This window comes from Psychrobacter sp. MF31 (assembly GCF_012847335.1).
Classification (GTDB): domain Bacteria; phylum Pseudomonadota; class Gammaproteobacteria; order Pseudomonadales; family Moraxellaceae; genus Psychrobacter.
In genome coordinates, this window is sequence record NZ_JABBDX010000003.1 from 1 (window position 1) to 13640 (window position 13640).

Here is a 13640-nt window from a genome sequence, read left to right on the forward strand (position 1 = left end):
CGTTTGCCACTGACTATGATGTCAAAGCGGTCTTTTAGGACGTTGACCACGCTAGGATCGGTTTGGGTGGCAAGCGTGCTTAAGCTTTGCTGAAGCTTGCTGCTGATGGTGATAGCAGGGCTGCTAAGGCTGCTAGAAGCTCCTGATGACTCCACAATAGCTGCGGTTAAGGCAAATTGTCCTGCAGCTTCCAGTTTGGCGCGCTGATCGCTTGACAAATTGCTTGGAACACGAACTGTAAAGCTTACTTCACCTTTATCGTTGGTCTTTTGGGTAGTGTCCCCGTCTAAGCTTAAAAGACCTTCTTGTGTCAGGATTTTTGGAAGGGCTACCCCAACAATTTGATCTTTAATGACGCCGCCTTGTTTATTGTTCACCCTAAAGGTAACAATAGTACTACCGCCAAAACTTGATAACTGTTTTTGACTAGAGCCACCATAATTAAGCTGATATAAAGCCTCAGGCATTGCAACTTTTGCCACACTGGTTTGGGTTGCAACCCCATCGCTATCTGTTAGCGTCACGGTATAGCCAATTCCTGATGTGATTAAACTATCGCGTTGTTGCTGACTAAGATCTTGGCTGACATTTACAGTAAACGTGACCTGTCCTGAGCTGTTAGTAGTTTGTTGGTTATTTTGAATGCTAATGCCATTGACATTATTGATCGCCAGTTTAACTGATTTACCAACAGCTACACTGCCATCGGGGCGCTTGCTATTAACCACGATCTCAAACTGATCTTTTAAGATATTAACAACGCCAGGAACTGTTTTACTCGTTAATAGTGTCTCACTATCGGCAGTGATCTGAATGCGCTCACTGCTGATTTCACTGCTTGCGCCTGAAGTCTCGATCGCTTGAGCACTAAGAACAAAGCCGCCTGCTTTTTCAAGAAGTGCTCGATTTGCAGCGCTCAATCCTGAGGGCACAAAAACTGTATATTTAACTTGACCTTGGTCATTTGTGATTTGCTGGGCGCTATTATCAAGCAGCAATAACCCCTTTTGGGCTAAATCCGAAGGCAGAGAAGCGATTACAGTTTGACCTGCTACAGGGGCATTTTTATTGTCATTGACTCGGAAAACAACGTCAACTGTGCTACCAAAGCTTGATATGCGAGTTTTGCTACTTGATACAAAGCCTACTTTGTTTTGAGCTTGGGGAATATAAGCTGAGCTGCTAAATGCGGTCACCGTAGTTGAATAATTCGGCTCAGTCAAACTCACCGTATAACCAATACCCGTTTTAGCAATTTGGTTTCGCGCCGCTGTGCTTAGATTTTTTGCTACATTGAGCGTAACAGAGGCTTGACCTTGGGCGTTAAAAATCAACTCATTACTGCTTAATGTGACGCCTTCTATAGGATTATTTAAAGTAATAAATACTTTTGAACCCTCAATTTTGGTTGGAACATTACTATTCACGGGGGTCGCACTAATGACCAGCGGCTGACTGTCACCAAAAGCATTGATAGGATTGTTATTACCCTTGATACTAAGATTATAATCAGATATCGGGCTTGCTACGGGTAAAGTGCCACTGACTTTTTTGGTTGCGCCATTTTTTTCTTGAATATTAACGTTATAAAACAGCCCTGAGCGAATTAAGCTGTCGCGCTCCTCTTTGCTCAGATCGTTATCAATTTTAATATTAAAACGCGATATCCCTTGACTGTCCGTTACTTGGCTGGAACTATCAAGGCTCACCCCTTTAATATCAAGGATACTTGCGCCAACAGTTACCCCTGCTGCCAATGCGCCACTTGGGTCTTTGGTTTGAATAGTTAAAACCGCCGTATCACCATACGGGTTCAATTTGTTATTTGAAACTGAGGTGGTCACTAATCCAGTTTTGACACTAAGCTTACTTTCAGTGACCTGAGTGCCATCGCCACTGCCTTTTTTTCGCACAGAAACGGTATGAACCTGCTCTACAATCGCGCCATTTTGGCGCTTAGCGGTTGCTTTTAACTTAAACCCATTTGCCAGCAAACTGGCTTGTTGAGCGCTTGAGATAACATTGGGATTCAGTTTTAACTCATAAGTGGCTTCACCTTTGTCATTGGTGGTTTGATCACTCAAGCCTTCAACTGTAACGCCATTATTTTCAGAATCCTCAACTGTTAAGCTGACTTTTTTATTAATTACTGCTGACCCTGATTTTTTTTCAGCCGCTTTAACGGTTACTGAAAAGACCACAGGCTCATCGCTAAGCTCAATATTTGCAGGGGTGGTATAAAGTTTTTGTAAGTGAAAATCTGCCTCTTCAGCTGGGGTTTGCGTTCCACCTGAACCGCCATTACTCCCCCCAGTGTTGTTGTTACCTTGACCACCGCCGATAGGAGGCGCTACCACATCCACCCCATCACCGCCACCACAGCCTGCTAAAGCTAAGGCACAAGACAAGGATGTCAGTTGAAACAACTTTGAATTAAGAGGTAATGAGCTATGAGACATGAACAAAACTCCGCAGCGGCGAGAAGATAAAAACAATGAGCTGCCCTGAATCGTTGTCATTAGTGTTGGTCAAAATAAACAACGGGGCTAAAATTGCAGTATGTAATTAAATTGTGGTATATATTAACAAATTGTACGTTAATTCTAACAGCAACTTTACTGACTTTTGTCTTAAGTTACAACCAAAAATTCAGTTTTTGCATTAAATAATCAATCACATAGCCTTTTTAGCCGCGTCCCTCTACCTTCCTTCCTTTAACCTCAATCTGCACAAAAACATTTGAATAATTTATGATTTTATGGTATAAATGTCGGCTTTAAAAATTTCTGAATTGACCGCCTTTGTTATTGGCCTTTAGTGACAAATCGGTCAGCTCAACCTTCAAATAGTTTGTTTGGTCAATGAGTGTGCTGCGTCCATGCCGCAAAATTGCGCGCCTTGCCCAGACCGGTATGAGAGTCCCTCATATCTTATAGATTAGGAGTTCGCCATGTCTAAAGTTTGCCAAGTGACTGGAAAGCGCCCTATGGTGGGTAATAATGTTTCGCATGCAAACAACAAGACCCGTCGTCGCTTTTTGCCAAACCTGCAAAACCACCGTTTTTGGGTTGAGTCTGAAAACCGTTTTGTCCGCCTTCGTGTGTCTACCAAAGGCATGCGTGTGATTGACAAGCTAGGCATTGATAAGGTGCTTGCAGATTTACGCGCCCAAGGTCAAAAGATCTAATAAGCGCCTGATTGCCCCCATTTAAGGATAAGTGTCATGAGAGATAAAATTAAATTGGTATCAACCGCTGGTACTGGCTATTACTACACCACGACCAAAAACAAGCGTACCATGCCTGGCAAGATGGAAATCAAAAAATTTGATCCAAAAATTCGCCAGCACGTGATTTTTAAAGAAGCTAAAATCAAGTAATTTTAACCATTACTTTTTAGTGAGCTATTTAGCTATAAAAAAGGGTTTATCGATTGATAAACCCTTTTTTTGTCGCTGATTTTTTAAAGACAATCAGCTATAACGCGTTGGTTCTTTATCATAAACTTGCGCATGCCAGCGGCTGATTTGCTTTTGCATAATCACCTGAATTGCCGCTTGAATCATATGCTGACCAATCGCTTGGGTATCAGTGCCTAAAAGCTCTTTGAGTTTGTCTGAAAAATCAATCGTCATTAAAGCCTCATCGCTGTTGCCCGTTTCGCGAAGCAGCAGTTGCCCTGCTTCATTTTCAATCAGCTCAAGCGTGGTTTCCTTTGCCATTTTTGCAAATCGTTCAGTCTCAGCATCAAAATCAATTTCTTTATCAATATCATAGGGCATAATTGTCATCCTTATAGTCCCGAAAGCTTACGGGAGAGTCGCCAATACCCTTACAATGGATGCTTTTAACCCAGAATTCAAGCACAATTATGCAAGCAAACAAAACGCTAAAACGGGACTTGATGAATGCTAATGCCAATAGCGCAATTTGGCAAGGGTGAATAAAAACGCAACAAACATGCCTAAATAATACGTGAGTTTTAAATCCAAGGTTGGATCGCGGTATTTAAAAGGCAAGGCAACTGTTGCCGTCGCCGTTGGAATAATGAGCAGCATTAATAACCAATTTTCAACGACGTTAAGCCAGCCGTCCAAATCAGTACCATGACGCAAAGAGGCAAGCCCAAGCAATAAGCAGCCGATAATTAGCAAAATAAAAAGTGACTTTGGCAGCTCTTTTGGAAAGATAAGCGCTGCCAAATTAAAGGAGGGTTGCATAAATTTGTCCGATCAGCTGTAACTGCCCATAAGCCAAAGCATGGAAATACAAGCGGTAAGCCAGCCAAGGCTTAGTGCATTTCTCGGCTCGATATGAAGTCCATTAACTTTGTTTAAAATGCGCGATCCCACCCAAAAAAACAGCGGGATACCAATCATAAAAGCGGGAACAATGACAGCGGCGTGACGTAAAACCTCGCCCAAATCATCACCAACAATTAAGCGAAACGCGTAACCTGCTAAGCTTAAAATAAGTGCAAAAATCGCAAGACCAATGGTAATGCCTTTGGGAACTAGGCTTTTTTGGGATACTTCAGCGCGGTTGTTTAGCGATGTCGTTTGTTGTTCCATCTGTCACCTCATAACGCTTTTGGGATGCTTTATAAAAAATTGTTAACCCAAGCTCATCAAAGCTCAATGTTAATCCAAAGCCTGATTACGCTTTTTTGACTTTTGCCAACTCGGAGCGCAGGGCATCAATGGCAGTTTTATAATCGGCTTGGTTAAAAATTGCAGACCCTGCGACAAACATGTCCGCGCCAGCTTCAGCAATCTCGCGGATATTTTTCGCATTGACGCCACCGTCCACTTCAAGGCGGATATCACGACCACTTTGGTCAATGAGTTTGCGAACCGCGCGAACTTTATCCAGCGTACTTGGGATAAACGACTGACCGCCAAAACCGGGGTTGACGCTCATCAAAAGAATTTGATCAACTTTATCCATCACATGGTCAAGATAATGCAAAGGCGTTGCTGGATTGAGCACCAAACCACATTTTGCGCCGCCAGCTTTAATGAGCTGCAATGAGCGGTCAATGTGAAGGCTGGCTTCAGGATGAAAGGTAATAATGCTCGCCCCTGCCGTTAAAAACTGCTCAATCATGCCATCAACAGGCGACACCATCAAATGAACGTCAATGGGCGCATCAATACCAAAGTCACGCAACGCTTGGCAAATCATACTGCCAAAGGTGAGGTTTGGCACGTAATGGTTGTCCATAACATCAAAGTGAACCACATCCGCGCCCGCCGCCAACACGTTTGCCACTTCCTCGCCAAGCCTTGCAAAATCGGCGGATAAAATGGAGGGCGCGATCAAATAATCAGAGGTGACAGAGCGATTGGCAGTCATAACAATTCCATAAATTTTAATGAGCGATAAGCGATATTATCAACAATTACTTTTATGGGTATGATAGCAAAAAATTGCAATCGTAAACATCGCTTAAAGCTGCGCCATTTGATAATGGTGCTGAATATGATCATGAATAAAACTTTGGATAAAATAATAACTGTGATCAAATCCGGCTTGATAGCGCAGGGTTAACGGCTGATCAGCAGCAAAACATGCCTTTTGCAGCTTTTCTGGCATCAGTTGACCGTCGTGAAAAAACTCATCTGCCGCGCCTTGATCTACCAAAATGCTCGAATATTGCCGCCCTGATGCTTCGATGACTTTGGCGGCATCAAATTCATCCCAAAGCGCTTTATTATCGCCAAAATATTCTAAAAATGCCGCTTGACCCCAAGCCGACTCACTTGCGGAACAAACTGGCGATAAGGCTGAGACGCTCACAAATTTACTGGGAAATTTAAAGCCCAACAGCAGCGCGCCATGACCGCCCATGGAGTGCCCCATAATGCCAATGCTTGTAATCGGAAACTCTTCGCGCAATAACTCGTAAAGCTCGTCAGCAATATAGCTTTGCATATTAAAATGCTCAGACCAAGGCGCTTTCGTGGCGTCCACATAATACCCTGCCCCTTGACCAACAAAATAACGCTCGTCATTAGCAACGTCAACGCCATTATCCGCATCACTTCTTGGCGAGGTGTCGGGGGCAATAAAAATCATGCCAAGCTCACTACAAAGTGCTTGAAAATGGGCTTTATGAGTGACGTTATCGGCATTGCAAGTCAATCCCGACAGATACAAAATCGCCGGACAACGCTGACCTGAAAGTGCATCATCAGGCAAATAAATGCTAAAGCTCATGGGCGTTTTGGTCGCGGCTGAATCATGACGGTAATAATGCTGCTCGCCGTCAAAACAGCGATTGTTTGAGATTTTAGTCAGTTTTGACGATAATTTATGAGGATAGGAAAAAGCCATAATCACTCCTTATGAGAGTCCCATTTTTTATACATTTTTATCAGCGTTTTAAAATGATAATGATAAAGCCCACTTTGCCAAACCTAATAAGCTTGGCAAGGTAGCGTTAGCAAGGTGAATAACGCAAATTAATATTCAATCACGCTGCGAATGCAAGCCGGATCTTTTAGCAGCTCAAAGCCTTTATTAATCTCTTCGTGCTTGAGCTTATGGGTGATGAGCGAGTCAATATCGATTTTGCCTTCCATATACCAATCAACGATGGTCGGCACATCCGTGCGACCGCGAGCGCCGCCAAAAGCTGAGCCTTCCCACTTACGACCAGTCACCAATTGAAATGGTCGGGTAGAAATTTCTTCTCCTGCGCCTGCCACGCCGATAATGATGGAGCGACCCCAACCTTTATGGGTGCATTCTAACGCTTGTCGCATAACATTGACGTTGCCGATACATTCAAAAGAATAATCCACGCCGCCGCCAGTCATCTGAATAATATGGTCAACAACGTTATCAACTTCTTTGGCATTCACAAAATCGGTCATACCAAACCTGCGACCCCAAGCTTCACGGCTTGGGTCTAAATCGACGCCAATAATTCGGCGAGCGCCCACAAGCTTTGCCCCTTGAATGACGTTGAGTCCAATACCGCCCAAACCAAAGACGGCAACGGTCGCACCCGCTTCCATTTGTGCGGTATAAACGACTGCGCCAACGCCTGTGGTCACGCCGCAACCGATATAACATACTTTATCAAATGGCGCATCTTCGCGGATTTTGGCAACGGCAATCTCAGGCAATACCGTATGGCGAGCAAAGGTAGACGTTCCCATATAATGTAAAATTGGCTTGCCATCAAGGCTAAATCGTGAGGTGCCGTCAGGCATCAATCCTGCGCCTTGCGTGGTTCGGATGGCTTGGCAAAGGTTGGTTTTGGGATGCAAACAAAACTCACACTCGCGGCATTCAGGCGTATAAAGCGGAATCACGTGATCGCCCGGCTTTAAACTTTTCACATCTTTGCCAACTTCAAGCACGATCCCCGCGCCTTCGTGACCTAAGATCGCCGGAAAGCGACCTTCAGGATCCGCGCCCGACCACGTGTAATAATCGGTATGGCAAATACCGGTGGCTTTTAACTCAATCAATACTTCATGATCTTTTGGCGCTTCTAAATCAACTTCGTGCAAGGTGAGCGGCTTATTGGCTTCCCAAGCAATAGCAGCAGTAGTTTTCATGATGTTGTCCTTAAATTTATTAAATCAATCGTAAATGATGGCTAAAGTTTTAGCCCTTGATGACCTTAACGCAAATCAGCGCTATCAGCAACCAATCAAACTTTAATATTATTAAACTCATTGATTTGCAATTTTGGCGAATTAAGGGGACGCCGCTGTCACCTCATCAATGGGATGCGCGCTTAAATGCTCAGCATCTTGGTTGGCATGAATAGGATGAACGCTGTTATTTGAATAGCTGCTGTCAAATAGCGCCTTTTCAAACGCTGGCAACGCCGATTTCATAAGGCTTCCTATCGCCATTTGCGGCTCGGACGGCTCAAATCCCATCATGCTTTCGCGAGCTTTGACGCGCAGCTTAGCGTCCTCAAAAGCGGCGGCAAAGCTGTTATTTTCGCGCAAACTTTCAGCAAAAAAGGCTTGACCAAAATAAGTCATTTCCGCGCTATTGGTACAGCCAAACGACATTTTGTCAGCGGCAGATGCGGTAATGACCACGGTCGTTGGCGTCATAAGCTCATCAATAAATGATCCTGAATAACATGCCGAAATCACGATCACCCGCCAGCGGATTCCGGCAGCATCAAGTGCGCCTTTGAGCCATTTTGGGTCGATATTTTCCAAATCAAGCGGCGGATTCGCCAGCTGAAAAATATCTTGATTGCCATGTGAGGACAACGTTAACAAAAGCACATCTTCATCCACATCCATTTGCTGACCAATGGTTTTTAAGCCTTGTAAAATACTCGTTTTGGTCGCGACCGGCTCTTCAAGCCAGCTATGAGTGTTGTTAATTAAAGCTAAAGAATGCGCTTTGGTGCCAAATCTGACATCAAATAATTGCCTAACTTTATCAATCTCGGAGCGAAAAACGTTTTGCTCGGCAAACCCTGCCACGCCCATAAAATACCAGTCCGTTTTGCCTGCTGTATTGGCTTCAACGCGGCTAAGCGCTTGCTTAAGTAAAAAGGGCTGCTCGTAAAGCGCCGCTTCTTCTAATACCGGCGTTACCACAACGGGTTTGAAAATCGGCTGGTCGGCGACATTTTTTTGCCAAATGGTCAGTAGCCCCACCGCGCCAATCAAGATAATAATGCGCTCCCACCACGGCGAGCGAAAGCGTCGCGAAAAAATCCATAAAAGCGCAAGCGTTTGCCACAAAAACAACAGCAAAAATAAAATCGGTAAAAATGCATAGCTCCAATCAAACAGCCAGCCATGCGATCCTAAAAACTGAACCGCACTTTGTAATAGCGCGGATAAGGTATCCGCCACTAGCCACAAAATCGCCGGAACAAACACCATCGATTGGTTGCCGACGCGACCTGCCAAAATGATCCCACCAAGCACAATGATCGAGGGCCAAATCAAATAGCTGACCAAACCTTGCTCGTTAAAAACACTACCAATATCCGCAGCAAGCCAAGAAAACAGCACATTACTGGCAAGCGCGAGCAGCGCAAATAAGACAAACTGCAATAAGGTTGGTTTGACCCAAGCAAAGGCGCGTGTTGAGCCAACGAGCATCCACAAGGAAGCAATAATATTGGCAATAATATTAAATGAAAAGCGGTGTAAGGAGACGGTTTTAGGCGATGATAATGGCAAGGCTTCGACCTCAAGCTGGTCAATAAAATAAAGCAAGTCGCGTCAAGCCGATATGAAATTGGCTTTTGGCTTTGATTAGTTTATCTTGCTTATCTGTCGCAATTGTAACGGATTGTGAGTAAAGACAATAAGAGTGAATTGTAACGCCGATCAAGCAAGGACTTTAGATTTTCCCATAAAAAAAGGTCTGAAGTTCAGACCTTTTTTATCATTCATTGGCAAATTTACTTAAGCGTTATTTTGCTGAAGCTTAAGTTATTTCATCAACAGCTCATTAACGCGTTTTAAATAAGCAGCAGGGTCTTCAAGCTGACCGCCATCAGCAAGCAGCGCTTGGTCAAAAATCACTTGCGCTAAGTCATCGAACTGATCGCTTGATTCAAGTTTTTTAATCAAAGGATGATCAGGGTTCACCTCAAGCGTCGGTTTCACCTCAGGAACGTCTTGACCCATTTGTTTGAGCATTTGGATCATTTGCGGCGACAATTCACCCTCGCCGATCACAAGGCAAGCCGGACTATCGACCAGTCGGGTGGACACGCGAACGTCTTTGGCGCGACCACTGAGCGTTGATTTAAGCTTATCAACCACCGGCTTTAAGTTTTCCTCCGCTTTTTCCGCGTCGGCTTTTTCAGCGTCATCTTGCAAGTCGCCCAAATCTACCGCACCTTTGGCGATATTTTGAAGTGGCGTACCGTCAAACTCGGTTAAGAAGTTCATTGCCCAGTCATCAACGCGGCTGGTCATGAGAATGACTTCAATGCCTTTTTTCTTAAACAGTTCCAACTGAGGACTGTTTTTCGCCGCCGCTAAGTTGTCCGCGGTTAAATAATAAATCGCTTTTTGACCGTCAATCATGCGACCTTTATAGTCTTCAAAGCCGGTCGTTACGTCATTATGGGTGCTAGTGGCGTAGCGTAACAGCTTGGCAATACGCTCTTGATTGCCCATGTCCTCGCCAAGACCTTCTTTGATGACATCGCCAAACTCGCGGTAAAACTCGCGGTATTTTTCTTGTTTACTCTCATCGTCACTGTTAGCAAGGCTTGCAAGCAGCGTTAAGATGCGGCGGGCGTTACCATCGCGGATTGATTTGACATCGCGCGATTCTTGCAGCAGCTCGCGGCTCACGTTCAATGGCAAGTCGGCTGAATCAATCACCCCTTTTACAAAGCGCAAATACATCGGCAACAGCTGATCGGCGTCATCCATAATAAACACGCGCTTGACATAAAGCTTTAAGCCATGCTGCTGCTCGCGAGCGTACAAGTCCATCGGTGCTTTTTTCGGGATATAAAGCAATTGGGTATACTGAACGCGACCTTCAACGCGGTTATGTGTCCAAGTCAGCGGCGCATCAAAGTCATAAGTGATGTTTTTATAAAAATCAACGTACTCATCATCGCTAATGTCCGACGGGCTTCGCGTCCAAAGCGCACTGGCTTTGTTGATGGTTTCCCACTCATCGGTCAGCACCATTTGACCGCCTGCTGGCGTGTCGTCGTCCTCGTCCTCTTTGACATCTTCTTGCCAAACTTCTTTACGCATTTGAATTGGCAAACTGATATGGTCGGAGTATTTATTAACCAGCTGTTTGATTTTATTGCGGTCTAAATAGTTGCTTTCAAAGTTGCCCTCGTCGCTGTACTCATCTTTGAGATGCAAAATGATGGTCGTTCCGCGAGTTGGCTTATCGATGGTTTCGACGGTGAAAACGCCAGTGCCATCAGACACCCAGCGGACGCCTTGATCGCTTGGGACGCCTGCTTTTCTTGACTCAACGGTGATGGTATCAGCCACGATAAATCCTGAATAAAAGCCCACCCCAAATTGACCGATCAGCTGACCGTCTTGCTTTTGCGCGTCAGATAATTTGTCCAAAAAGGCTTTGGTTCCGGATTTGGCAATCGTTCCTAAGTTTTCGATCGCTTCGCTTTCTGTCATGCCAATGCCGTTATCAATAAAGCTGATGGTTTTGGCGTCTTTATCGATAGCAATGCGGATTTTAAGCTCACCGTCGTCCTCATAAAGGCTGTCATCGGTGTTGGCTTCAAAGCGCAATTTGTCGCAAGCGTCAGAGGCATTTGATACCAATTCGCGAACGAAAATATCCGCGTTGGAATACAGCGAGTGGGTCACCAAATGCAAAAGTTGCGCAACTTCAGCTTCAAAGCTATGCTGCTTGGGCTGAGCTTGATTATTTTGATTATTGTCATTAGCTTGAGTCGTATCGCTCATGATTGCTCCTTTTTTCCAAAATTTTTGACTAAAATGATTTCCATGGCGCCATTATTCCCATAACGGCGGCGCTGAAATTACAAATAAGGTCAGCTAAAAATATTTCAAGCCAAAAGGCGATTTTTGTAGTTTTAAAAGGTTTTAGGTTTAAAGCAGACGCTTAATTTACTTAAAGAGCCGCTATTTTGGCATCACTTTGGCATAGGACGAACGGTTAAAATCTGCTCGCTACGACCAAAAGGACCATTAATGTCATGCAAAATGGCGCTGGTTAAGCCAATGCCATCATCGCCAAATTGCTGAACGGCTTCAATGCCAAGATCGCGACCAATCGGCGCGCGAAATAGATGCACTTGCAAATCAGTATTGGGAAACATCCAGTCGGCGTCATCAAGACCCAGCCCTAATCGCGGAACGATGCCATTTGCCGTATCGACCATTCCCATGAGCGCCGTTAAATCCGAGGTCGGCTCGCCTGCCACCATCTCAACGTCGGTGGTCACCCAAGCCATTCCGCGACCGGCTCGGCGACCCGTCACCGAATACAGTTTGAGCGTTTTGATAAAGCCGCCCGGCCAGCGGTGCATTTCATCCCACTCAGGCAAGTCGCTTGGCGCAAACTCAGATTTGCTATCCTCAATCCCAACAATCGCACTGGTATCTTGGGTGAGCAGTCGCCAAGCCCGAGCTACGATGCAATCGCGACCTTGAACGCTTAACACCGCTTCAAGCAGCGCAATCGTTCGCCCTGCGCGAACAAATCGCGTGGTGATGGTGGTATCCGCTAGCGGAATTCGCCCTAAAATATCAAAGCTAATTCTTGCGATTCGCATGTGCTGCTCGGGTGCAAAATGCTCAAGCTCGCGGGTCATGAGTCCTGCCGCTGACGCCATGTGCTGATCGTCCAAATTCCAAGTGCCCTGCGCGTTCAAGGTTGGTTGATAGTGGGCAATACAACTGCCATCTGCTTGATGACTGCGATCAAGGCAGTGGTAATAAGCGCTCATAAGTTTCTATTTTCCGTTTTTGATGGATTACTTTTGCAAAATCACTGTTTAAAACCACTTTTAAATTTGATGGGTCAAATCTGCCACCGGAATTCGCAGTGCTTTTGGTAAGCTAAAGGTGATGTTTTCTTCAATGCCAGCAAGCTCATCAGGAATGTCGCCGCCCCAATCTTGCAAGGTTTGCAAGACTTCTTGAATGAGCACTTCAGGAGCAGAAGCGCCCGCCGTCACCCCAACGCTGCCAATACCATTGAACCATTCGGGCTGCATTTCGCTGGCGTTATCGATCAAATAAGCTTTGCAATTCATACGCTCAGCAAGCTCACGCAAGCGGTTGGAGTTGGAGGAGTTGGGCGATCCGACCACCAAAACGACTTCACAGCGCGCCGCTAAGTCTTTCACCGCATCTTGGCGGTTTTGAGTCGCGTAGCAAATGTCGTCTTTTCTTGGACCTTGGATCGCGGGGAACTTTTCTCGAAGCGCATCAATCACGCGCGCCGTATCATCCATGGACAACGTCGTTTGGGTGACAAAAGCAAGCTTGGTGTCGTCATTAACGCTAAGCTTGGCAACGTCATTTTCATCTTCAACCAGATGGATTTGACCACCGTGGCGGCTGCTAAAGCGCCCCATCGTGCCCTCAACCTCAGGGTGACCGGCGTGACCAATCAGCACCGCGTCCATGCCATCTAAGGCAAATTTAGCGACTTCCATATGAACTTTGGTGACCAGTGGGCAGGTGGCATCAAACACGGTCAAATCGCGGCGCTTTGCCTCATCTTCCACAGCTTTTGACACGCCATGCGCGGAGAAAATCACCACCGCACCGTCCGGAACTTCATTCAATTCTTCAACAAATACCGCGCCGCGATCGGCAAGATCAGACACCACAAACTTATTATGAACCACCTCATGGCGGACATAAATGGGCGGCGCAAAACGCAGCAGCGCCTCGTTGACAATCGCAATGGCGCGATCAACACCGGCACAAAACCCACGCGGATTGGCAAGATAAATTTGCATAAACCACCTAATTTTTGGAAAATTAAATCACTATTGAGGTAAAAAAAGTAATGTAAAAAAAAGCGTGTTGTAAAAAAATAATGTGAAAATGATAGGCTCTACTTTAGCATAACTTCGCCCGATTATTGCTTTATCCACCTGCAAAATCGCCACCTTTTGCGTCACAGACGCGACTTTGGACAAAAATGGCGATA

General features: G+C 45.4%; 13 protein-coding genes. 2 read left to right on the top strand and 11 right to left on the bottom strand.

Annotation, left to right across the window (positions count from 1 at the left end; genetic code table 11):
* A partial coding sequence (locus tag HF322_RS05030; RefSeq protein WP_169392323.1) for a hypothetical protein occupies positions 1–2408 on the bottom strand: 2408 nt, incomplete at its 3' end.
* Positions 2409–2950: 542 nt separating this feature from the next.
* Here HF322_RS05030 and rpmB point away from each other — a divergent pair.
* Both rpmB and rpmG read left to right on the top strand, forming a co-directional pair.
* The gene (gene rpmB, locus HF322_RS05035; protein ID WP_169392324.1) at positions 2951–3187 is read left to right on the top strand and encodes a 50S ribosomal protein L28; all 237 of its coding nucleotides are present in this window, start codon (positions 2951–2953) and stop codon (positions 3185–3187) included.
* Between the two features lie 36 nt (positions 3188–3223).
* Complete coding sequence (gene rpmG, locus HF322_RS05040; protein WP_068037488.1) at positions 3224–3379, top strand: 50S ribosomal protein L33; 156 nt, start codon at positions 3224–3226, stop codon at positions 3377–3379.
* A 93-nt stretch (positions 3380–3472) separates the two neighbouring features.
* Here rpmG and HF322_RS05045 read toward each other — a convergent pair whose 3' ends face one another.
* The 10 genes from HF322_RS05045 to ispH all read right to left on the bottom strand — a co-directional run bounded on the left by HF322_RS05045 (position 3473) and on the right by ispH (position 13446).
* Positions 3473–3781: a hypothetical protein gene (locus HF322_RS05045; RefSeq protein WP_169392325.1), complete on the bottom strand. Its 309-nt coding sequence runs from the start codon at positions 3779–3781 to the stop codon at positions 3473–3475.
* 129 nt (positions 3782–3910) lie between these two features.
* Positions 3911–4219 carry a hypothetical protein gene (locus HF322_RS05050; protein WP_169392326.1) on the bottom strand — a complete coding sequence of 103 codons (309 nt, stop codon included), beginning with the start codon at positions 4217–4219 and terminating at the stop codon, positions 3911–3913.
* 12 nt (positions 4220–4231) lie between these two features.
* Positions 4232–4570 carry a hypothetical protein gene (locus HF322_RS05055; RefSeq protein ID WP_169392327.1) on the bottom strand — a complete coding sequence of 113 codons (339 nt, stop codon included), beginning with the start codon at positions 4568–4570 and terminating at the stop codon, positions 4232–4234.
* Between the two features lie 85 nt (positions 4571–4655).
* Positions 4656–5354: a ribulose-phosphate 3-epimerase gene (gene rpe / locus HF322_RS05060; RefSeq protein ID WP_169392328.1), complete on the bottom strand. Its 699-nt coding sequence runs from the start codon at positions 5352–5354 to the stop codon at positions 4656–4658.
* Positions 5355–5447: 93 nt separating this feature from the next.
* The gene (fghA, locus tag HF322_RS05065) at positions 5448–6335 is read right to left on the bottom strand and encodes an S-formylglutathione hydrolase (protein ID WP_169392329.1); all 888 of its coding nucleotides are present in this window, start codon (positions 6333–6335) and stop codon (positions 5448–5450) included.
* A gap of 128 nt (positions 6336–6463) precedes the next feature.
* A complete protein-coding gene (locus tag HF322_RS05070) occupies positions 6464–7573 on the bottom strand; it encodes an S-(hydroxymethyl)glutathione dehydrogenase/class III alcohol dehydrogenase (protein WP_308811484.1) in 1110 nt (369 codons plus the stop codon).
* Positions 7574–7711: 138 nt separating this feature from the next.
* On the bottom strand, positions 7712–9178 hold the full coding sequence (locus HF322_RS05075; protein WP_169392331.1) for a C13 family peptidase: 1467 nt from the start codon (positions 9176–9178) through the stop codon (positions 7712–7714).
* Positions 9179–9433: 255 nt separating this feature from the next.
* Positions 9434–11416: a molecular chaperone HtpG gene (gene htpG, locus HF322_RS05080; protein ID WP_169392332.1), complete on the bottom strand. Its 1983-nt coding sequence runs from the start codon at positions 11414–11416 to the stop codon at positions 9434–9436.
* Between the two features lie 191 nt (positions 11417–11607).
* Positions 11608–12423 (bottom strand): thioesterase family protein, encoded by an 816-nt coding sequence (locus tag HF322_RS05085; protein WP_169392333.1) that lies wholly within the window; start codon positions 12421–12423, stop codon positions 11608–11610.
* Between the two features lie 60 nt (positions 12424–12483).
* A complete protein-coding gene (gene ispH, locus HF322_RS05090) occupies positions 12484–13446 on the bottom strand; it encodes a 4-hydroxy-3-methylbut-2-enyl diphosphate reductase (RefSeq protein WP_169392334.1) in 963 nt (320 codons plus the stop codon).
* Positions 13447–13640 lie beyond the last annotated feature (194 nt).

Excerpts from the sequence above, each read along its gene's own strand:
- rpmG (WP_068037488.1), top strand. The coding sequence starts at position 3,224 with ATGAGAGATAAAATTAAATTGGTATCAACCGCTGGTACTGGCTATTAC.
- ispH (WP_169392334.1), bottom strand. The coding sequence starts at position 13,446 with ATGCAAATTTATCTTGCCAATCCGCGTGGGTTTTGTGCCGGTGTTGAT.
- fghA (WP_169392329.1), bottom strand. The coding sequence starts at position 6,335 with ATGGCTTTTTCCTATCCTCATAAATTATCGTCAAAACTGACTAAAATC.
- HF322_RS05050 (WP_169392326.1), bottom strand. The coding sequence starts at position 4,219 with ATGCAACCCTCCTTTAATTTGGCAGCGCTTATCTTTCCAAAAGAGCTG.
- HF322_RS05055 (WP_169392327.1), bottom strand. The coding sequence starts at position 4,570 with ATGGAACAACAAACGACATCGCTAAACAACCGCGCTGAAGTATCCCAA.
- HF322_RS05045 (WP_169392325.1), bottom strand. The coding sequence starts at position 3,781 with ATGCCCTATGATATTGATAAAGAAATTGATTTTGATGCTGAGACTGAA.
- htpG (WP_169392332.1), bottom strand. The coding sequence starts at position 11,416 with ATGAGCGATACGACTCAAGCTAATGACAATAATCAAAATAATCAAGCT.
- rpe (WP_169392328.1), bottom strand. The coding sequence starts at position 5,354 with ATGACTGCCAATCGCTCTGTCACCTCTGATTATTTGATCGCGCCCTCC.
- rpmB (WP_169392324.1), top strand. The coding sequence starts at position 2,951 with ATGTCTAAAGTTTGCCAAGTGACTGGAAAGCGCCCTATGGTGGGTAAT.
- HF322_RS05085 (WP_169392333.1), bottom strand. The coding sequence starts at position 12,423 with ATGAGCGCTTATTACCACTGCCTTGATCGCAGTCATCAAGCAGATGGC.